The 19,879-nt window shown below is 38.8% G+C and carries 21 protein-coding genes; 9 read left to right on the forward strand and 12 right to left on the reverse strand.

Features of this window, described 5'->3' with window-relative positions:
* Positions 1-336 precede the first annotated feature (336 nt).
* Positions 337-1,128: a surface adhesion protein Lsa26 gene (gene lsa26 / locus CH377_RS02685; protein WP_100722282.1), complete on the forward strand. Its 792-nt coding sequence runs from the start codon at positions 337-339 to the stop codon at positions 1,126-1,128.
* On the opposite strand, the gene CH377_RS02690 is transcribed toward lsa26, so the two are convergent.
* Positions 1,118-1,621: a hypothetical protein gene (locus tag CH377_RS02690; protein ID WP_100722283.1), complete on the reverse strand. Its 504-nt coding sequence runs from the start codon at positions 1,619-1,621 to the stop codon at positions 1,118-1,120. The two genes, lsa26 and CH377_RS02690, sit on opposite strands and share 11 nt — an antisense overlap.
* A 239-nt stretch (positions 1,622-1,860) precedes the next feature.
* Between CH377_RS02690 and CH377_RS02695 the strand changes: the two genes are divergently transcribed.
* The 5 genes from CH377_RS02695 to CH377_RS02715 all read left to right on the forward strand — a co-directional run bounded on the left by CH377_RS02695 (position 1,861) and on the right by CH377_RS02715 (position 5,119).
* Positions 1,861-2,289 (forward strand): MarR family winged helix-turn-helix transcriptional regulator, encoded by a 429-nt coding sequence (locus CH377_RS02695; protein ID WP_100722284.1) that lies wholly within the window; start codon positions 1,861-1,863, stop codon positions 2,287-2,289.
* Positions 2,290-2,342: 53 nt separating this feature from the next.
* Positions 2,343-3,092 (forward strand): glucose 1-dehydrogenase, encoded by a 750-nt coding sequence (locus tag CH377_RS02700; RefSeq protein ID WP_100722285.1) that lies wholly within the window; start codon positions 2,343-2,345, stop codon positions 3,090-3,092.
* Positions 3,093-3,205: 113 nt separating this feature from the next.
* Positions 3,206-3,775, forward strand: coding sequence for a DNA-3-methyladenine glycosylase I (locus tag CH377_RS02705; protein WP_100722286.1), 570 nt, complete (start codon positions 3,206-3,208; stop codon positions 3,773-3,775).
* 14 nt (positions 3,776-3,789) lie between these two features.
* Positions 3,790-4,446, forward strand: a complete 657-nt coding sequence (locus CH377_RS02710; RefSeq protein WP_100722287.1) for an SAP domain-containing protein — start codon at positions 3,790-3,792, stop codon at positions 4,444-4,446.
* A 76-nt stretch (positions 4,447-4,522) separates the two neighbouring features.
* Entirely contained in the window at positions 4,523-5,119 is a 597-nt protein-coding gene (locus CH377_RS02715; RefSeq protein ID WP_100722792.1) for a hypothetical protein, read from the forward strand.
* Between the two features lie 16 nt (positions 5,120-5,135).
* On the opposite strand, the gene CH377_RS02720 is transcribed toward CH377_RS02715, so the two are convergent.
* A complete protein-coding gene (locus CH377_RS02720) occupies positions 5,136-5,732 on the reverse strand; it encodes a TetR/AcrR family transcriptional regulator (protein WP_100722288.1) in 597 nt (198 codons plus the stop codon).
* A 99-nt stretch (positions 5,733-5,831) separates the two neighbouring features.
* Between CH377_RS02720 and CH377_RS02725 the strand changes: the two genes are divergently transcribed.
* Positions 5,832-6,656: an acyl-CoA thioesterase gene (locus CH377_RS02725; protein ID WP_100722289.1), complete on the forward strand. Its 825-nt coding sequence runs from the start codon at positions 5,832-5,834 to the stop codon at positions 6,654-6,656.
* 45 nt (positions 6,657-6,701) lie between these two features.
* The gene (locus tag CH377_RS02730) at positions 6,702-7,385 is read left to right on the forward strand and encodes a YwaF family protein (protein WP_100722290.1); all 684 of its coding nucleotides are present in this window, start codon (positions 6,702-6,704) and stop codon (positions 7,383-7,385) included.
* On the opposite strand, the gene rsx is transcribed toward CH377_RS02730, so the two are convergent.
* From rsx to CH377_RS02750, 4 genes are all read right to left on the reverse strand, one after another.
* Positions 7,386-8,747: an LIMLP_03685 family anti-sigma factor gene (rsx, locus tag CH377_RS02735; protein ID WP_100722291.1), complete on the reverse strand. Its 1,362-nt coding sequence runs from the start codon at positions 8,745-8,747 to the stop codon at positions 7,386-7,388. It abuts the gene before it with no gap.
* 1 nt (position 8,748) lies between these two features.
* The gene (locus CH377_RS02740) at positions 8,749-9,279 is read right to left on the reverse strand and encodes an RNA polymerase sigma factor (RefSeq protein ID WP_100722793.1); all 531 of its coding nucleotides are present in this window, start codon (positions 9,277-9,279) and stop codon (positions 8,749-8,751) included.
* Between the two features lie 142 nt (positions 9,280-9,421).
* Entirely contained in the window at positions 9,422-11,110 is a 1,689-nt protein-coding gene (locus tag CH377_RS02745) for an RICIN domain-containing protein (RefSeq protein WP_100722794.1), read from the reverse strand.
* A 319-nt stretch (positions 11,111-11,429) separates the two neighbouring features.
* Positions 11,430-11,831 (reverse strand): hypothetical protein, encoded by a 402-nt coding sequence (locus CH377_RS02750; RefSeq protein WP_100722292.1) that lies wholly within the window; start codon positions 11,829-11,831, stop codon positions 11,430-11,432.
* A gap of 351 nt (positions 11,832-12,182) precedes the next feature.
* Between CH377_RS02750 and CH377_RS02755 the strand changes: the two genes are divergently transcribed.
* Positions 12,183-12,479 (forward strand): DUF433 domain-containing protein, encoded by a 297-nt coding sequence (locus CH377_RS02755; RefSeq protein WP_100722293.1) that lies wholly within the window; start codon positions 12,183-12,185, stop codon positions 12,477-12,479.
* A gap of 16 nt (positions 12,480-12,495) precedes the next feature.
* Here the strand turns inward: CH377_RS02755 and CH377_RS02760 are convergent, their stop codons facing one another.
* The 6 genes from CH377_RS02760 to CH377_RS02785 all read right to left on the reverse strand — a co-directional run bounded on the left by CH377_RS02760 (position 12,496) and on the right by CH377_RS02785 (position 19,688).
* On the reverse strand, positions 12,496-13,023 hold the full coding sequence (locus CH377_RS02760) for a NuoI/complex I 23 kDa subunit family protein (RefSeq protein WP_100722294.1): 528 nt from the start codon (positions 13,021-13,023) through the stop codon (positions 12,496-12,498).
* The gene (locus CH377_RS02765) at positions 13,010-14,464 is read right to left on the reverse strand and encodes an NADH-quinone oxidoreductase subunit G (RefSeq protein WP_100722295.1); all 1,455 of its coding nucleotides are present in this window, start codon (positions 14,462-14,464) and stop codon (positions 13,010-13,012) included. Before CH377_RS02765 ends, CH377_RS02760 begins: the two co-directional genes overlap by 14 nt.
* Positions 14,465-14,610: 146 nt before the next feature.
* Entirely contained in the window at positions 14,611-15,756 is a 1,146-nt protein-coding gene (gene aroC / locus CH377_RS02770; protein WP_100722296.1) for a chorismate synthase, read from the reverse strand.
* Positions 15,757-15,828: 72 nt separating this feature from the next.
* Positions 15,829-17,316 carry an HD-GYP domain-containing protein gene (locus CH377_RS02775; protein ID WP_100722297.1) on the reverse strand — a complete coding sequence of 496 codons (1,488 nt, stop codon included), beginning with the start codon at positions 17,314-17,316 and terminating at the stop codon, positions 15,829-15,831.
* A 143-nt stretch (positions 17,317-17,459) separates the two neighbouring features.
* Positions 17,460-18,953, reverse strand: coding sequence for an HD-GYP domain-containing protein (locus CH377_RS02780; RefSeq protein WP_100722298.1), 1,494 nt, complete (start codon positions 18,951-18,953; stop codon positions 17,460-17,462).
* A gap of 123 nt (positions 18,954-19,076) precedes the next feature.
* On the reverse strand, positions 19,077-19,688 hold the full coding sequence (locus CH377_RS02785; RefSeq protein WP_100722299.1) for an ACT domain-containing protein: 612 nt from the start codon (positions 19,686-19,688) through the stop codon (positions 19,077-19,079).
* Between the last annotated feature and the right edge of the window lie 191 nt (positions 19,689-19,879).

The following is a 19,879-nucleotide window of genomic DNA, read 5'->3' on the forward strand; positions in this document are numbered from 1 at the left end:
TCCTATAATTGAGTGATCTTTTTCAAGCGGCCATACCTCAAATTGGATACGAACTTGTTGCGTGTCGGATAACGTTACTGCCAGAATAGTAGTCACCCAGGAAACGAATTAAACACCTTCGGATTTTTGAGATAGCGAAAGTCCATTTTCAACCGAGGAAACTTCTCCCCGAAAACCACAAATGGAAGGAATTTTGAAACCAGATTGTGATAATTTGGAAAGAAAAAATTTCAATATTTTGCTTTGAATCGGCTTATAACTTGAAAATACTTATACCCCAGGATTGAGAATGCCGATAGGTAGTAAGAGCCTAAAAACCTCGTCCAATAGAGATTTATGATCCTTAGAAAGTACTCGGTCTTCTTCTATATTTCGGTTTTATTCTCCCAGACCCCCATGTTTGCCTTGGGAACCTATTCTGAGGGGTGGACGGTCGCTAAATTGACCCAATTTGAGAGCCGAGGGATCGTATACGAATCCTATGAAGGTGTGATAGAAGTCCTAACTTTCGATCCGGCAGAAGAATGTGAGGAAACCAGGGACGAATGTTATACCCCTGTGCGTAAAAAAGCGAACGTGAGCGTTCGTCCGGAAAATGCAGATGTAGTGAATTTCCTGATGAAAAATCTGAATCAAACGATATTGATCCAATTCAATATCCACAGGATCCAACCTATTGCACTTTCTAGCAGTATAGAGGTCATCAATGCACAATATCAAGAAAATGTAATACCTCATAGTACTCCCGTAAAAGATCCAAGCGGAAGGATTACCGTATGGGTCCAGGCCCATGATACTTCTCACCCAATCGAAAAGATGGCAACTAGCAAGACAGGTGGAAAAAGGAACTTCTCCGTAACGGGAAGGATCGTAAGTTTAGAATACAAAGGTACGATTCTAGGAACTTATGAAGGTCTTTATATGGATGAGTCTAGGGGAAGGATACATCCATTCTCCATTACCTCAGAAGAAATGGCGGAATTTGCCTGGAAGGCTATGAAGTATACCGGTCGATATTATCTAGGTGTCTCAGTGGCTTACGTAACCGGCGTCAGAGAATCGCATTACGATATATTCGAGATTAATTTTAGAGAACCTGCGGGCGCTCAAGAAAGACCTAAAAACTAAAATTGCTTAAATAAGATTTAGAATCCGAAGTAAATTGTCTGCAAACTAAATAACCTTCACTTCCGTTTCCAGTTAGAACAAGCACTTCTAGATTACCTGAAAAATTTCCGGACAAATCTTCTCTAATATAAACTTGAGCATCCCCAAGTTCTATCGGAGCTTCCAATCCGAAATGAAGAATGTCCCATACCAATTCTTCTTTCCAAAAACTTTCGTCGACTGAATTGCCCTTCTTCCAACCTTCTTTCAAAAAAAGTTCCGGAGAAACTTTCAAATTAAAATGAACATATACATTTTGATCTGAAGGCTCGGCAAAAATTCTCAAATTCCGAGTATCTTCCAACTTGTGAGATTCTACATAATAGGCGGCGTCTTTCACCATTCCTAAGGAAGGATCTAGAACTTCGTATAGATCGCCCTCACAATTCGAACTCACTATAAAAGAGAGCACGAACAATAGGGCGTAAAAGAAATGTCTAAACGAAAGTCCCATATCTAAATAATCTTAACATGAAAGGACGAAGTTTTTTTCAGAATTTTCGAAGAAAACTCATTTTGGAAAGAAATTTCTGACAAATAAATACGCCGGCTAATAATAAAGATTTATATACACTCGTTTAGCTATTTGGAAATTTTTTTCTCCTGCACAAAAATAATACAGCATAAGTATTAAAACCCCCTGCCTATTTTTCGACTTGACAAAACTTCCAAACTATTTCGATGTCTAAATAAATGAAGCCAGAGTATGTAATTCATTTATTGTCCAGAACCAGAGATCGGATCCAAAAACATTTGTCCGAAGAATTCCTGAAGCAAGGTATTCAAGATTTGGTTCCAGCTCACGGAGGTGTACTTTTTATACTAGGTAAAGAAGGCCCGCTTATAATGAGTGAATTAGCAAAGTTATTAGATAGGACCAACTCTACTGTGACCGCTCTTCTGGACAAAATGGAAGAATTCGGTTATGTTAAAAGATCCAAACCTTACGAAGACGAAAGAGTAACTTCCGCAGAATTAACGGATAAGGGAAAACAAACCTTAGAGAAAGTGCAAAGAGCTTCCAAGGCTACACTTACAAAACTCAGTCAGAATTTAGAACAGGGAGAAAAAGAAGAGTTCATGCGAATTTTAACTAAAATCCATTCGAATTTCGATATATAACGTAAATTTTTTTGCATTAATATTTCGATATCGAAATAAATAGGAGAACATCTATGTTAGAAGGTAAAACCGCGGTAATCACAGGATCAGCAAGGGGAATCGGTAAAGAGATCGCAAAAATGTTTTTAGAAAGAGGTTCAAAAGTTATCCTTTCTGATCTAGAAAATTCCAATTGTAAGGAAACAGCCGAAGAGTTAGCAAAATACAATCCGGAAGGAGTTTTTTGGAAAACTTGCGATGTAACTTTCAAAAATCAGAATAAGGAATTAGCAGAGTTTGCAATTGAGAAGACTGGAACCTTGGATATTTGGATCAATAATGCTGGAGTAGTCCAAGACGATCTTCTATTAAGAATGTCCGAGGAAAAATGGGAGAAGGTACACTCTGTAAATTTGAAAGCTGCCTTCTTCGGTATCCAGACCGCCGCAAAGTTCATGCTAAAGAAAAGTTCAGGCAGAATCGTTAACATTGGATCAGTTTCCGGATTTTATGGCAATGCAGGACAGGCAAACTATTCTTCTGCAAAGGCAGGACTATTTGCTCTTACTAAATCTGCGGCTAGGGAACTTGCATCCAGAAATATCACAGTGAACTGTGTTGCTTCCGGTTTTATAAATAATCGATTTGCCGAGCATGTTCCGGAAGAAATCAGAAATTCTATCTTGGATTCTATTCCATTAAAGATTAAAAGAAATCCGGAAGAAGCAGTTGCTTCTGCCGTTACTTTTCTTTCTTCCGAGGAAGCAGATTGGATAACAGGAGCAACTCTTAGAGTGGATGGGGGAATGCTGATCGGTTTTTAGACCGAATACTTAATTATAAGTTTTACGAACAGGTAAGAGAAGAATCCCAAAAATTTCTTGCCTGTTCTTTTGTAAGAAGCACTTAATTCTTAAGATTACCTTCTTCTTATCATATGAATTCACTTACAAAATATTGTCATTACGTTCTTTCTTTAGAGAAGGACCAAGATCCTGAAAATAAAATCTATCATGACACTGAGTATGGTTTCACCTTAAAATCGGACGATGAACTATTCGGCAGGCTTATCTTAGAGATCAACCAAGCCGGCCTTTCCTGGACCACGATCTTAAGAAAAAAGGAAAACTTCCGCAAAGCTTACAAAGATTTCTCTATCAAAAAGATCTCAAAATTTTCTGAAAAAGATTTTGATCGGCTTATGAACGATGCTGGGATTATTCGTAACAGACTTAAGATAAATGCTGCCATTCATAATGCGAATGTGATTACCAGTCTTCAAAAAGAATTCGGAAGTTTCCAAGATTGGCTACATTTTCATCATCCCAAATCATTGGAAGAATGGACCAAACTATTCAAAAAAACTTTTGTATTCGTAGGCGGAGAGATAGTGAATGAATTTTTGATGAGCACAGGTTATTTAGAAGGTGCTCACGGACCTGGTTGTCCAATTTATAAAAAAGCGTTAAAGTCCAAACCTGCTTGGAATTCTAAAAAGAAAAAATAGAACTTTATATAAAAATGAAATCTCGCCCTTCTTTCGAAAAAATCAAAACTGCATCCGAATTCGAATCTCATTATTGGTATAGAGAAGAATTACAAGATATTTGTGTGAACTTAAAGATCTCTTCTAAAGGTGCTAAAGCAGAACTCGAAGAAAGATTAAAATCCTTTATTACATTAGGCAGAGAGAAGTTTCTCAAAAAGGAAAACTCCACTAAAGGTCCTGTATCCGTTCCTAGAAAAACTAAAAGTGAAAAAGAGATCACTCTCAAATCCAAAATTATTCCCGAAGGAATTCGATTTGATTCCAAATTTAGAGAATTTTGTAGAGAGTATTATGATCTCAAAAAATTCAGTTTTACCAAAGCTATGGCGGAAGCAGTTCGAGATGCGGAGAAAATCGGGAATCTAAAACTCTCCGTCCAAGATCTTTTGAAAGTATATGAAAATCCACCTAAGGAAGAAAGGCCAGACGATCGCGTTCTAAGATGGAATCGTTTCGTAAAAGATTTTCATTCTGATCCGAAAACTTCTCCGCTCAAAAATAAACTGAATATAGCTGCATTCCTATGGGGGAAGGTTCGAGATAGAGCAGGTAGTAAAAAATTCAACCCTTCTCTTTTGAAAGAATTTGCAAAAGACATCCAAAAATTGGAAACAAAGAGCAATAAGTAATGCTAAATCCGTAATGAAAGGCAGGTTTTTCTGCTGGCAGACTATCCTAACCCATTATAAAATATCTTTCAGACAAATGAAAGTTAAGTTGTTCTCATTCTCCATTTTACTTTGTTTCGCTATCAGTTTTCCTTTTTTCCTGGGAGCTCAGCCGGAAAGTAAGAAAATATGTTTAAACTGGGAAAAAAATTTTCCCAAAATTGATTCCAAACTATATTTAGAAATCAGCGGCTTAGAATTGATCCTTAGTCCTCCTTCAACTGCTATAATGAGAAGCAGAAGGCCAGGAGAATTAGTGCCGATCATACATGGATCTTACAAAACAGAAGGAAATAAAGAAGTACTTGTCGAATTTCCATATGAACCTTCCGATCCGGACGAATGCTCTTTCAATTGTAAAGAACAATCACTCAGTCTCCGTTCAAACCGAAACACTGAAGAAGTTTACGATAGTTGTTTTAAATCGTGTAGAGACAATACAAGTTTCAAATTTGGAAAGGATAAATTCAAACTTCATTTGAAATTCAAAATTTACAGGGACGAATCAGACACCTTAAGAATAGATTCCGTTTCTTATAAAGATTTGAGTCCGATCACGGGAAAATTAGCATATTCTTTCCCTCATTATTTCGCGGGTGATCTGGTTGAATGCGCTAACTCTATTTGGGATTAGTATATTCTAAAAAAAATTATTTATCTAAAGACAAAAGTGCTTTTTCCAATCGATGTATATGTTTGAAATCTCCGGACATCCCATATAACTGTAAAGCACCTTGGTAATAAAAAAGAATACTTTCCGAGATTTCTTTTAGCTCAGATTCGGTTTTAGTCTTTTTAGAACTCCAAGTAATATCATTTAAACAAATTTCGAAATCTTGGACCCAACGGTTTAATGCAACTTTTACAAAATCCGATATCTCGGGTTCATCATGAGTTTGGTTGGACAAATTCGCGTAAGGACAACCATAAATATAAGTATTTTTCAGTCCCCTTCTCAACATCCTCATCCAAGATTTAATGAAGTCGGAATATTTTTTTTCCTTTTTAGCAATCCTTTTAACAAAACCTAATATTGCTTCTTCTTGTTCCAAAAGATAAGCCTTACCCAGATCCTTTTTTGAAGGAAAATGGATATACAAGCTCTTCTTAAAGGCTCCCGCTTCTTCCAAAATTTCATTTATTCCTGTATTGGGATAACCCTTGGAATAGAACAATTTGAAAGCTGCCTTTAAGATCCTGTCCTTTGCAGCGTCTTCCGCCCGAATTAAGTCCTTTTGGATTCTCATCTTTTTTCAACTTTGATTATAATTGTGGTAGACTGATCTGTCTACCACAATTTATTCTGGACTTTATCAAGTAGAACACTTTGTCTACCGGAGGCTTTTATGAGGCTCATGGAAAAAACGGATAAGATTATTACATCCTTCGCTGTTCCTGTCCGTAAATCGGATATAGATGTAAACGGACATGTAAACAACGGGACCTACCAAAGTTATTTTGAAGAAGCAAGGATCAAAACCTTTCAACTTTTAAAAGAAGAAGGGGAAACAATCCTAAGTTCAGACCGCTTAGTAGTCCGCCAATGCGAAATAGAATACAAAGCAGAGCTAAAATATCCGGAAGATGCTGTCATTACTACGGACATCCTTCACTCCGATCCGGAATCGACTGAGATCATGCAGGAAATTTTTCGTGCCTCCGATTCTGTATTAGTATGTAAAGCAAGATTTGTATTAAGTCTTTTTGATGATACGGAAGAAGTCTTTTACTCCGAAGATGATTATCCCTATGCATTCTATCATCCAATCAGCGTAGGCTGGGCCGAGATGGATCCGGAAGGTAAAGTAAATCTAGAAACAATCCAATACTATTTGGATGATGCGAGGATCCGCTCTTCTTACCAGTGTGGACTGGATTTGCATTCATTGCAGGCAAAAGGGATCGGCCCGGTGGTTTACAAGGCTGAGTTGAAATATTTCGGCTCTATGGGTTTTCCGGATGATTTTGTGATCGTTACGGTTTATCAAAAAGCGGAGAAGAATAGATTAGCTTTCCGACATGATGTATTCTCTAAAAAGACCAAAAAGTTAATCCTGACTTCCACAGTGCACGGTTTATTTATGGATCTAAAAAGGAAAAGACCTCATCAGTTCACTGAAGAAGAAATGAAAATGATCTTTAGTGTAAAAAATAAGCCACTCTTTGATTGAATTTATGATTTGAAATTTCACTAACGTAAGGAGAGGGTATTCTCGATGAGATTCGAACATTGGAGCCCTCTCCATTTTATTATACTTTCTCTTACTGCGCTGCTTGGATTCGGCCTACCTTATTTTGCCAAAAAATTCGCTTCTACCAGAGTCAAAAATACGATCGGATATACTCTTGGAGTAATTCTTCTTTTAAACTATTTAGTTTATGTAATATACAGAATTGATTCAGGTTATTGGCAAATACGTTATGATCTACCTATGGAGTTTTGTAATTGGTCAGCAATCGTAACTTCTCTGGCCCTATTTACTCGAAACAGAACTCTTGCCGAACTGTCTTATTTTTGGGTGATTGCAGGTTCTATGCAAGGAGTGATCACTCCTGATCTATCTGTTACATTCCCTCATATTTACTTTTTCATATTCTTTATTGCACATTCAGGTCTAGTGATTTCTGCTCTTTACGTTGTATTCGGTCTGGAATTGACTCCTAGAAAGGGAGCTGTGATCCGATCCGTTCTTTATAGTCAAATTTACGTCGTTGTTGCTTTGGTTATAGATTTTGCTCTAGATGCAAACTACGGATATATGAGAGAAAAATCCGCTGCAGGTTCTTTGATGGATTATTTAGGTCCTTGGCCGATTTACATTTTTTGGATGCAAGCGCTCGGAATGATCCTATTTACTATATTATATCTTCCATTTTGGAAGAAGAATTTAAATCGCTGATTATTCGGATTCAATTTTTTCTACGGCGTCTACCGGGATAATCAAGTTTCCGTCAGGTCTTAATACCACATAGAAGCTATCTTGTTGGTAAACAATCCCTCTTTCCGTAGATCCGTCTTTCAGATAAATAATGCGAACTTCTTGAGAGATTGCCTGAGGTGGAGTCCCTGGAACTTTGCTATTTAAGATATCCGTAATGGATGCCTTGTCCACTTTCTTGACCATCTCCATTAATCGTTCCCTTTCTTTCAGATCTTTTGGAGGGAAACGGACCATACTCGCAAACTTTCTTTCCAGGTCCGCTTTTTCGTCCGGAAGTATTTTTTTAAGGGAGTTCTTAAGCTCTTTTGGAGAGATCAGGAATGGATCTTTAGGTAGAGAATCCACATGAGGTTTTAAACTCTTAATCAAAGTCTCGTCCAATTGAGCGCTAGATTGGGATTTTTTACTAGCTTTGATCGAATCTTCGATCTTTTTAAGACCTTTCATTCTTGCAGGAGACAATCCTTTCCATGCAAGCTGTTGTCCCGATTCTATCGTTAGTTCCTGTTTATCGAATAAGATAGGGTATTCTTTTGCAAGTAGTGCAATTTCTTCTTTGGTTAACCAACTTGATACCGATTCCAAGAAGATAGTATCTCCAGATTCTAATCTGACTTTTCCTTCTAATACTTTTACGGAAAGAGAAGAATCTGTACGTCCTTTGTTGACCGAAACCTTAGTACCTTCTAAGATCAATCTGAAATCATTTGATCCAATAGAGATATTCTCCGCATCTTTAGGGCCTTGGCTATCCAAAAGAATTGTTCCGTATCCAAGCGAAACATGGATCGCATTTTCTTTACGTTCAGCAGTGAAGTCTGTGTCAGGGAGAGCTCTAACAGCTACACTCTTTTCTCCTTCTAACTGAACATCACATATAGAAGATTTTCCGGAAACGATCCTTTTACCTGCAACATCTTCTCCCGCTTGGGAAGTTTTACCTTCGATAGAACAATCACCATAAGAATAAGTGAACTTATCTAAAGTGGCTTCTCCTTTTTTAATCGAAGAATTTTGATAGAAGTATATTCCAAAGGATACAAATACCAAAGCTGCAGCTGCGAAATAGATCACAGGTTTAGGAAAAGGTAGGATTTTTTTAGAAGAAGCCTGTGGAGAAAGCTCCCCTAACTCTTGGGATGCACTAGGAGTTCTTAGTTGAGATTGGATTTGAGTGATCTTTCGGTATTCGGCTGCTTTTTCAGAGTCGTTTAATACGATCTCTAAAAGTTGTTTCTTCCCGGCGCCATCAAGTTTGCCAGAAAGATATGACTCTAGTAGGTCTTCGAAACTATTTGACTGTTGGATATGTAATGCCATCTTATAGTCCGATCCCTTCCGCTTCAAGATGCGTTCTCAATATTCTGAACGCGCTAAGCAAGCGACGACTAACGGTTCTCTCAGATATCCCGAGAGCGTCCGCAGTCTCTTTGAGAGTTTTCTTTTGGATTTCCTTCAGTAGTATTATACTCTTTTCAGGCTCAGGAAGACGGGAAACCCCATCTTTTAAAGCTAAATTGAGAGAATTTTTTTCTAGTTCCAGAGGATCTTCGTGATTCCCGCCTGAAAGTTCAGGAAAGTTCTCTACATTAATTGAGACGTTCCCCGTTTCCTTCTTTGTACGATTGAAATGTTTAAAATAAAGATTTTTAGCGATCGTACAAGACCAAGAGGAGAAACTTCCCCTCTCTGGATCAAAACGATCCATGACTTCAAAGGCTTTTAAAAATGTCTCTTGGGTCAAATCTTCGGCAATTTCGGGATTTCCTGAGAGTTTGAGCAGGAAATGATACACTGTATTCTTGCAAGATTCGTATAGATTGATAAATTCCGGTTGAGAAAGACCTTGCATTTTTAGTTCAATTGGACCGAAAAAAAGGATTTCTGCTAATTTTTGGGATATTCCGATTCTGCGGAAGCAGAAAAAATAAGGCCCCCGGAAATCGAGAGCCTTACCTTCTAGATAACGCGGCGGTTTTCCCGCCCCGTAAATTTTAGCGCAAAAACTGGAACTTTTCGTTATCAGTCCAAGCACAAGGCCATTGGATCAAGAGACCACCGTCTCCGGTCGCACCGCCTGCAATATCCAAACACTGGCTGCTATGTTTTGCTTGAAGAGCAAAGAATCCGTCTCCATAGGAGAGTAATTGGAATCTTTCATTGTTTCCTCCGCCGCAAGAATATTGGATTACATTCATTCCTGCTGCAGTAGATCCACCCTTCACATTCATACATTTGCCACTATGTTTTGCAATAAATCTGAAATATCCATCACCTGTAGACTCTAGTGCCCATTTTTGGTTGTCTTGGCCTACATTCGTCCATTGCCAGATATTGACATTGTCGCTAGTGCTCACACCGGAAACATCTAGTACCTTTCCACTATGTTTCGCCGAGATCGCTGAATACTCCAAACCTGTAGGATCGTTCACGAAAGGAATGTTTCCTCCTACAGAAGATTTTCCACAACCGTCAGATCCGCAACCTGCGTTGGAACGCCAGTCCCCTCTTTCCATTGGGTGACCGATTCCGTCAAAACATCCGCTTCCTTGGCAATTCATCCAGCTAGGAGCGTCTCCACCTCTTCTCAATCGAACTAGATTGTTCCAAGTGTCTTGGTGATAATCATTGCCACCAGGATTTCTGAAATCTTCGAAATATAAACATCCGCCGGATCCACCGCTATCATGGAATGATCCATGCGCATTTTTTCCAACATATGCAACCGGGTGAGTTCCGTTAGCTACTTCAAAGCTACCAGGTTCTTTGGAATACCATCCAGAGTGTTGAGACCAAGCAACTCGTTTCATTTGTCCGTTTACTACTAGGACGCTCATTCCTTCCCAGTCAGCAGCGTGGCTTCCAAAGCTTAAGAAACAAGTACTTTGCCAAGCGTAGAAGAACCAGTATCTAATAAGAACTGCATTCGTTCCAACAAGGGAAGTTTCATAGAAAATAGGAACTTGGTTATTTGAAATCGTAGAATAATCTTTATTACAAAGATCTTGAGGAGCAACTCCTGCAGCTCTTTGAGTATAATAAGTTTGAGGATCGCTAGTGAAACATTTTCCAGAATCTCCGGAACCTGTAGTAGTCTCTTGATCGAATCTCAAACGAGGTGCGAATTGTTGTGCAAGAGCATCTTGATCAACGTTTGGTCCACCGTTATCAGCTTGGCAAAGATATAAGCTCATGTTATCGCAATAGCGACCATTACAGCTTGCACCAGCGATATACATAGATTCAGGAGCTACGAATTTTCCACCGTCTTCTTCAGAAATACCGGAAGTCCAATAACATCCTGTTCTTACACCATTATTGTTCAATTGAGAACATTTTAAGGAAACGTTATCACAATAACTTCCTGAACATTTAATACCAGTTACGAATGCATTATTATCGCAAACACGGTAGTTGGTACCTTCTTCAGAAAACCAATCTGTCCACCAGCTATTGGTTTGAGTGTATCCGGATTCGCTTGCGAGAAGGTTTACATCATCGCAATAACGACCGCTACATTTCAAACCGCGAGTTAAGAAAGTAGGTCCTGTTTCAATTGGGTTTGCACCATCAGTGGTCCAATTCAACCAATGTGGTGGAAAAATCTCGTTATGAAAATAAGTGCTGGCTGCAAATAACTTAGATCCATTTCCGCTTTTAGAAGGAAGAAGGCTAGATAGCACTCCTAACTCTGCTCCGTTCGACGAAGACTTATCGTTACAAGCCATGAATGACCCGCCGAGAAGTCCTATGATAACCAGAGTATATACACCCCGGATGATGATTCTCTTCATTATGATCCCTCTTTAGTTTTAATGTGGAGGTTTTATGTATTTAAACGACAAGGTAATATAAGCGTCTTAATTCTCACTTATTTTCGAAACGAGATAATATAATTTCTGAAATAAATAAAATTTTTATTTATAAGGTTCGTTCGAATTCAACGAGTAAAGTTTGTTCTATATTTTATGGAAAAGAAAGAAGAGATTACTAAAGGGATGATTAAGGCTTGCGGCCCTTCTTTTTTGGAGAAGCAGCTTTTAAATTTTTAGGATCCGTTTCTTTGCTCATCCGGATCAATTGAGGTCCCATAAATTTTAGGAATTCTTCTAAGAAGGTAACGAATCCTTTAGAACCTCTGTTCTCGCTTAAGAATATCAATATCCTACGAATTGCAGGATCTTCCGTTAGATCACCAAGTGCAGTTTCATGAATATTCTTCTTATCTTTGTCGAGAAATGCTTTTAGTTCCAAACGAAAGAATAAACAAAGATTGATAAAATCGTGAGTGAGTAGTCTGGATTCTCCCCTCTCTATTTTCCCTAAAAGATTAGGATTGAATGGAACTCCGTATTCTTTTTTAAGAGCATCTGCAAGTTCCTTTAAAGAGAGACCTTTCTCCATCCGGCAATATCGGAAGACATCACCTATTTTGACGTAAATTGATTCGATGGAGCCGTTTTCCATATTTTGAACGTCTTAAAAACGTTTAGAATAGAATATGATCTGCAAAGCGGCTCTGCTTCGAATCGAATTCTTTTCTCTGGATTGACTTAGCTCGATTTATACCGAATTTTTTATTCTAATAGTATTTTAGTTACTTTTTTAAATTTTTTATTCTCTATATTACTTTAAGATTTTTTCGACAAGTTGTTCGTTCCCTAAATCTTACGGATTATTTCTTTCCTGGGAAAAATTTCAGACTCCAGAATTTAAGATTCAAAATTTGGTTTGGAGCTTTGTTGTATAATTAGAATGGAAACAGATACAAAAGAACTAGACCGTATTATCTCTCATCCTTCCATCTGCGGGGGCAAACCAGTCATCCGGGGAACCTCTATCCGAGTTTTAGAAATACTAGATATGATTTTTTTAGGATTCGGATATCGTGAAATTCTAAACGAATACCCGAATATTAAGGTTTTGGATATTGAAGCATGTTTGGAATACGCTTCCAAAAGATTACATTCTCCGATTCTTGATAAAGCAAATCGAGAACTTCCTCGAGAATTTGCTTCAGAATTGAGAGATGCTAACCGTAGAGTTTCTTAAATAGAAAGGCGGGGGATTAGAGCCTTTCTCCTAAGATCGGTCCTCCGACTTTTTGCATCATTCTTTCTTTAGTTAAGATTAGATCTTCTCTATTGTCCGCAGCCATCTCTGCAGGGCCATCCAAATAGATTGCACCTTTAGGGCATGCTTCTTCGCACATTCCACAGAATATACAACGTAAAAGATCTATCTCGAACTTCTTAGCAAACTTATCTTCCGGATGAAGATGTTGAATTTCAGGAGTTACATGTCCTGCTTCAATCTTGATAGCGTCCGCAGGGCAGATCCACATACAACAGAAACAGCTGGTACATCTTTCTCTGCCAATCTCATCCCGTTTCATCGTATGCATTCCGCGGAAACGAGGAGAGAACTTTCGTTTCTTTTCAGGGAATTCTAGTGTGACTGCACCTTTTAGAAAAGCTGCTTTGATAAAATGTTTTAGAGTGATCCAAAGCCCGTTCGCGATCGAATAGGAATATAATCTTTGGTACCAAGCGGGCTTATGTTTTGCCGCTACATTAATTACATTAACGGTTCCCAACGGCTGCCTCTCTAGTGTTAGAACGTAATTCTAAGGTTTTCTTTTCTAATAAGGAGAAAATTTCCGCGGTGCTTGATAAACCTTTTGGTGCTTCCATAGATTTATTAAAGTTCTGGGTCCATCCCTTCTTATTAGTAAAACTTCCGCTTTGTTCTGAATATGCTTTAATCGGTACTGAATATTTCGCTTTAGTCACATCGTCCGTAAGATTTGTTTCTAAGACTACTATAGATTCGGAAGGAACTCCAGCCAAGATCTCAGAAACATTTTCTTTAATTACAAAGATCAGATCGAATTCACCTTTAGCAGCAGAAGAACGAATAGAATCAATTCCCTCAGCAGAAACAAAACCAGCATCTATTGCACCTTTAGTGTTCGGTCTTTTATCCGTAGTGTACTGGAAATCCACTTGTTCAGGTTCTTTGTATTGTTCAGAACTTACTCTTGCTTCTGTCACGAACGAAACTCCAAGCTTAGATAAAGTTTCTTTGATAAATTTCAAGTTCTGATCAGACTCGTGGGCTCCCCCGATCACCGCGATTTTTTTGGACTTCGAAATTTTTTCGGAGATCTCATCCAAAACAACAGAACTAGTACTTGTTTCTCCATTTTTGTAGAAGGAGAACAATCTATTTGTATTCAACCAATCCACATTGAATCTGCCTTTATCACAAAGGAAATACTGGTCCTTCTCCTCGTCTATACGAGGCATATAGCGGAACATTTTGTTATCTCTTACGTTTGTATAAGTTTTGCAACCTGTACTGCATCCAGGACAAACGGACTCTTCGGATTTATACCACCAAACCCTGGACTTGAATAATGTTTTATGATTTAATAATGCTCCGACTGGACAGATATCTGCAAGCGCACCCTGGTAGTTATGATTGATGGGTTCTTCTTTTGCGAGACCTATAATGGAATGATATCCTCTCTCGAAGAGTCCAAGGTTGGATTCTCCTACCATTTCTTCTTCAAAACGGACACAACGATAACATACGATACAACGATTATGGTTAATGATCAGGTTGGAACCGATCTCTTCTTGAGGAATATTCCTTTTTTCTAATGTGAATCTAGAATTTCCTTTTCCTTCTTTGAAAGAATTGTCTTGGAGTTGGCATTCGCCCGCTTTATCGCACACGGGACAATCTAATGGGTGGTTCGCAAGTAGGAACTCCATCGTTCCTTCTCTTGCTTCGATAACTCTATCACTCTTGGTGACGATAGAAAGTCCTTCGGTAACTTTAGTATTACAAGCTACTTGTAAACGGGGAATCCCTTCTATCTCGATGAGACACATGCGACACATGCCCACCACTGATAATTTAGGATGATAACAGAAAAACGGAATATCCACTCCGACATCTTTAGCTGCGGATATCAGATTTTTTTTCTCGTCGACCTCGTATTCGATCCCGTCTATCTTTATCTTGACCACTCGAACCTCCGTTTTTCTAAACAAACCAGGGCGCCAAATTTCATTTGAAACGTACTATTCTAAGTTGGCAACCCGTTTCTAGATCGTAAGGATATGAGAGCCTGTCTCAGATTCTTGAAGTCCGCACAGCAGACTAAGAGACAAATTCAGAGTTTTAAATCCTTGTAATAATCCGGAACTTTGGCCCATTTTTGGAACCAATGAGGATTCATCGCTCTTTGGTAGAGATATGCGTCTACTAGAACCAGGTTTATGGCTGCTTCTACGATCGGGACCGCTCTAGGTAGAACGCATGGATCATGCCTGCCTTTCGCTTCCAATGTAGTTTCTTTTCCATCAATATTTACAGTATTTTGTTTTTTGAAAATGGTAGAAGTAGGTTTAAACGCAGCTCGAACCACTAAAGTTTCCCCGTTGGAGATCCCACCTTGGAGTCCTCCGGAATTATTTGTGCGAGTGCGGACTCTTCCACTTCCTTCTTCTACATAAAACTCATCGTTATGAGTGCTTCCGGTTAGAAGAGTTCCAGAAAACCCGGAACCAACTTCGAAACCTTTGCAGGCCGGAATAGATAAAATAGCCTTTGCTATGTCCCCATCCAGTTTATCGTATACCGGATCTCCTAAACCAGGTGGAAGATTATAAGAAGCAGAACGGATAATTCCACCCACGCTGTCCCCAGCTTCTTTCATTTGAAGAATGAGAGAACGCATTTTGTCCGCAGCCTGAGTATCAGGACAACGGACCTCGTTTACATCTACTTCTTCTCTGGTCGCCGGATATTTGTTCTCTGCAATTTCAGAAGAGATGGTGCCGATTGTGTCCACCCAAGCCACTGTTTTAACTCCCAGATCATCTTCTAAGATCATTCTGGCAATCGCACCTGCGGCCACTCTTGCAATTGTTTCACGCACGGAGGATCTTCCTCCTCCGACATGAGCACGGAATCCGTACTTGGTTTGGTAAGTATAATCTGCGTGAGAAGGGCGGAAAGTTTCCCTTAAATTTTCGTAATCTTTGGAGATCGTGTTCTGATTATTTACGATCAATGCGATCGGACTTCCGATCGTTTTTCCTTCAAAAACCCCGGAGAGAACCCGAACAGTATCAGATTCGTCCCTTGGAGTGGTGAGTTTACTTTGTCCGGGTCTTCTTCTGTTTAAATCCTTTTGGATCTCATCCAGTCGGATTGGAATTCCTGCAGGAACTCCTTCAACAACAACTCCCACAGCCTCGCCATGAGATTCTCCGAACGTACTAACTTTGAATATTTTACCCCAACTGGAAGGCATACAGTACCAGAAAACAGGAGACCACCAACGGAAGAAAGTAGGATTCCAACGTGGAGAGGAAAAGAGAATCGTTTACGCGACAGATTTCGGAGCTGTTTTGCGATAACTTCTGTCAATCAGATCGAACAAAGGTGGATCCAATTCAGGATCGATCGAATAAATCACCCTTCTTGGGTCCACTGCGTTGGCTAGATTGAAGACCGCCTTTCTAATATCAGGACGGAAAGTTTTGCGATCGTAACCTACAATCTTAAGTTTTCCTTTATTCGAGAAAACAGGCCTGATTGTTCCAACTCTTTCTAGAAGAGGGCGAGTTTGATTTTTGTTAATCTCTCGAATAACACAAGTCTCAAAGTGGATCTTATGCTGGGAATCAGTAGATACTACGATCACATAGTCGCCAACATTCAGAACACTTTTGTTTTCACATAAACTCAGAGCCATAAAATCGAAAAATTCTTTAACCACTCTTTCATTATATGAGAAAAAGCTATTATTCAAGATCAACTTCATCGCAGTAATAGGAGAATATGCAGACCTCCAATGTTGTTCGCTGCTGAGTGATGCAAATTCTCCTGCGATAGAAATAATCGCAGGGTCATCTTCACTATAAGAATTATTTTGCAGAATATACAATTGTCTCTGCATATCTTCTACAAGTACACTTCTAGAAAGATCGTTCTTATACTTTTCGTAATATTCCCCCAGTCGTTTCTGTAGGAATGTTGTAGAAGGATAATTATTATTTAATCCTTCTCCTCTGTATGGTCTATGACTGTTTAATACTGCGGTTTTTACCGGACTTTGAATAGAAGCCATATTCCCTATCATCAAGTAGCTAATGATAGGGTGGTTTTTTACATATTCGAATTCTTCGGTGCTTAGGTTTCCATGTACTGGAAATTTCATCCTGACCTTGCCTATATCTACCATATAAGCCGCCATCATCAGATTCAATTGTTGTGCTTTAGAATTCTCGTTATCCTTAATGGAGATGGCTTTCAAACTACGAAGTTTCATTGCCATAGAAATAACTGTTCTTTTAGTCAGAACTTCGGAGTCAGTTTCAACTCCAGCGGATTTCATAACTTCTATTACGTTGACTAAACCTAACTCAACGTCTTGGCTATTCGCAAAATCATCTAAGATCCCATCAATAGCCTTCGCAACATTCTTCACATGATTTCCGTTTAAAGGATAATCTCTCAATTCTTTGAGAAGATCGGAAGCCTGTCTTGCCATCTGCAAGGTAAGATCAGGATTCACTAATTTGATAAAGGAAACTTTTTTACCGTTTACTGAGTCCGGTTGTTCTACTTGGATTCCTACTTTATGTCTTTCGGATAGAAGGTAGTAAATTCCCTGAAGTTCAAACTTTTGTAGTTTGTTAATATCCGCTTCGCTAGCGCTGTCTTTGCGATGAATTAAGATCTGTCCGTTCTTATTGTAAAAGTCGACCGGGATGGACTGACTTTCCTTAAACTGCCTAATTACCTCAGCATTAAACTCAAATCTTTCAAGCCTGAGAGGATCGATTGGGCCACTTTGAAATTGAGTCATAGGTAAAATCCATACGCATTACGGAGGGTTGAAAATATAAACCCGAAGTATATAACGTTTAAGTAAGATATATGTTTAGTAACAAAGAAATGATTTAACCTTGTGAGTAGGCAAGAATAAATTTCCGAAATTGTGTCAATCACTTAAGAAACAGGCGCTTTAGAGGCAGAATCTGAATCAGAAGAAGTCCTAGAGGGATAAGTTTCCCTTACTTTCCGATCCAACGAGTCAAAAAACTCAGGATCGATTTCAGGATCCACCAAATAGATGATCCTTCTAGGGTCAGCATTACGTTCCAAATTAAATATTGCTCTTCTTTTATCCACGGTCAAGCTCCCCATTTCGAAGCCTGAGATCCTGACCTTTCCGTTATTTGCAAACTTCGGTCGGATGGTTCCGATCCTTTCTAACATCGGCCGGATTGAATTTTTGTGAGAATCCTTAATAATGCAGATCTCGAAGAATACCTTACGATTTGAATCCTGAGAAGCTACAATAACGTAATCTCCGATTTTCACGAACGGCTGATTATCACATAAGGACAGGCCCACATGATCGAAAAAGTCCTTCAAAGTTTTTTCGTTATAAGCAAAGAAACTATTATTCAAGATTAGTTTCATTGCCTTAAGGCCATCCATCGGTTCTCTCCAAGGCTGAGGAGTGGTTAAGGAAGCGAACTCACCTGCGATCGAAAGAATTCCGATATCTTCGTAAGAGATAGCATTGGTAAGAATGGATTTTACTTGTCTTTGGATATCGGTAGCTAAAAGGTTTTTGCGAAAATCGTCTTTGTATTTTTCTCTATAACCCTGGAGCTTTTGAACTAAAGGTTTGGTTTGGGGATAATTATTATTCATCCCTTCTCCACGATGAGGTCTATGGTGGTTTAGAACTACCGATTTGACCGGATCCTCGATCTCAGGAAGATTAGCGATCATCAAATAACTGATGATTGGATGATTCTTGATATATTCCAACTCTTCCGGCTTTAGATTCGCATGAGTAGGGATCTTCATCTGAGTATAGCCGATGTCCGCGAGATATGAAGCCATCATCAGATTCATCTGCTCTGTCTTCTTCTGATCCATATCTACTTTGGTAAAAACCTTTGCGGCTCTTACCTTCAATGCCATTGCAATCACAGTTCTTTTAGTAAGAACTTCTGAATCCACGGGCATTCCTGCATTCTTCATAACTTCTATAATATTGACTAGGCCAGTCTCCATATTCGGAGAAGATTTAAAATCATCTAGGACGGCGTTAATAGACTTATTGATCTCTTTAACATGGTCTCCATTTAATGGAAACTTTTTGATATCGGATAATAGATCTGTTGCTCCTCTGGACATATCCAAAGTGAGTGTAGGATTAATTAGTTTATCGAAAGAAGGATCTAAGGAACTTTTTTTACCGGAACCTGGATGGATCTTAGCGATCTCAGCAGTTAAAAAATAAATCCCTTGTTTTTCGAATTTTTGAAGACGACTAATATCGTCTCCGGTGGCCATATCCTTTTTATGAATTAGGATCTGTCCGTGTTTATTATAAAAGTCGACAGGTATAATTCTATTCTCTCGAAAGTGTTGGATCACTTCTTCCGTAAAATCGAATTTTTGTAAATCTCTGGCTGCGTCCATCGTTAGGTGGAAGGAACTCCTGCATAATAATATCGGCAAATCGATCCAATGAATCGAATCATTCCGATACCATAATACGTCTCTTTATTGGTTTAATAATTTGGACGTTTCAAATACGCCCGATCAAACTTGATTTAGGCTACTTTGCAGAATATATCTACGGATCCTTTCTTCTGTGGTGCTACCTGCGAACCCAATTCCTGTACGAGAGTCGGTTAGTATGAATGTGTCCTGTGCTTTTAAGGACTTACCATCAGTTCTAACTTCACCGGAGAGAATATTGATCCCCAGATCCTTCAAAACTCCGGTCACAAAGTATAATAATCCTTTTCTATCCGGAGCTTCTAAATAGAACTTTGTAGCAGAATTGCCAGGTAGATCTTCAAACTCCAATTGAGAATCTTGTCCTAAATAAAATGTATTTCGAATATCTATTTCACTTGAGGTTTGGATCATCTCTTCCAGCGCATTATCATCGGAAAAGACGGAAGACATTAAGATACCTAGTTTAGATGCCTTAATTTTAGAATCTGTTTCAGGGGATCTTAGAATAAATTCATCGTAACTGATCATGGAGTCGCCGTCTTTGATCGTGCGAATGTCTCCCGAAAGGATCTCGAATCCCATAAAGAACATTGCCTTCACCATTTTATGAAGTGTTCCTGGGGCAGTCTCAGAAGTCTTGAGAGTAACTCTATAGACTCCGTATTCTTCTTTGTAGTTAAATTCTATCATAATTTCCGCTTTCCTACAAAGCCTGCATATTCTCTAAAAAATAACACTCAAAAACCCGAGTTTTTGAGGAATGTTTTCAAAGTCTAAATGAGTAGTAGCTCCTTTTTCAATATTCTGTCTCCTAAAATTTTTCATCAATGAGACAGAAGTTAGAAGAAAATCCGCTGCTACCGGATATACGCGGAAAGCCC

Origin of the sequence: Leptospira haakeii, from assembly GCF_002812045.1 — a bacterium.
Taxonomy (GTDB): Bacteria; Spirochaetota; Leptospiria; order Leptospirales; family Leptospiraceae; genus Leptospira_B; species Leptospira_B haakeii.

Excerpts from the sequence above, each read along its gene's own strand:
- lsa26 (WP_100722282.1), top strand. The coding sequence starts at position 337 with ATGATCCTTAGAAAGTACTCGGTCTTCTTCTATATTTCGGTTTTATTC.
- CH377_RS02690 (WP_100722283.1), bottom strand. The coding sequence starts at position 1,621 with ATGGGACTTTCGTTTAGACATTTCTTTTACGCCCTATTGTTCGTGCTC.
- CH377_RS02695 (WP_100722284.1), top strand. The coding sequence starts at position 1,861 with ATGAAGCCAGAGTATGTAATTCATTTATTGTCCAGAACCAGAGATCGG.
- CH377_RS02700 (WP_100722285.1), top strand. The coding sequence starts at position 2,343 with ATGTTAGAAGGTAAAACCGCGGTAATCACAGGATCAGCAAGGGGAATC.
- CH377_RS02705 (WP_100722286.1), top strand. The coding sequence starts at position 3,206 with ATGAATTCACTTACAAAATATTGTCATTACGTTCTTTCTTTAGAGAAG.
- CH377_RS02710 (WP_100722287.1), top strand. The coding sequence starts at position 3,790 with ATGAAATCTCGCCCTTCTTTCGAAAAAATCAAAACTGCATCCGAATTC.
- CH377_RS02715 (WP_100722792.1), top strand. The coding sequence starts at position 4,523 with ATGAAAGTTAAGTTGTTCTCATTCTCCATTTTACTTTGTTTCGCTATC.
- CH377_RS02720 (WP_100722288.1), bottom strand. The coding sequence starts at position 5,732 with ATGAGAATCCAAAAGGACTTAATTCGGGCGGAAGACGCTGCAAAGGAC.
- CH377_RS02725 (WP_100722289.1), top strand. The coding sequence starts at position 5,832 with ATGAGGCTCATGGAAAAAACGGATAAGATTATTACATCCTTCGCTGTT.
- CH377_RS02730 (WP_100722290.1), top strand. The coding sequence starts at position 6,702 with ATGAGATTCGAACATTGGAGCCCTCTCCATTTTATTATACTTTCTCTT.
- rsx (WP_100722291.1), bottom strand. The coding sequence starts at position 8,747 with ATGGCATTACATATCCAACAGTCAAATAGTTTCGAAGACCTACTAGAG.
- CH377_RS02740 (WP_100722793.1), bottom strand. The coding sequence starts at position 9,279 with ATGCAAGGTCTTTCTCAACCGGAATTTATCAATCTATACGAATCTTGC.
- CH377_RS02750 (WP_100722292.1), bottom strand. The coding sequence starts at position 11,831 with ATGGAGAAAGGTCTCTCTTTAAAGGAACTTGCAGATGCTCTTAAAAAA.
- CH377_RS02755 (WP_100722293.1), top strand. The coding sequence starts at position 12,183 with ATGGAAACAGATACAAAAGAACTAGACCGTATTATCTCTCATCCTTCC.
- aroC (WP_100722296.1), bottom strand. The coding sequence starts at position 15,756 with ATGCCTTCCAGTTGGGGTAAAATATTCAAAGTTAGTACGTTCGGAGAA.
- CH377_RS02775 (WP_100722297.1), bottom strand. The coding sequence starts at position 17,316 with ATGACTCAATTTCAAAGTGGCCCAATCGATCCTCTCAGGCTTGAAAGA.
- CH377_RS02780 (WP_100722298.1), bottom strand. The coding sequence starts at position 18,953 with ATGGACGCAGCCAGAGATTTACAAAAATTCGATTTTACGGAAGAAGTG.
- CH377_RS02785 (WP_100722299.1), bottom strand. The coding sequence starts at position 19,688 with ATGATAGAATTTAACTACAAAGAAGAATACGGAGTCTATAGAGTTACT.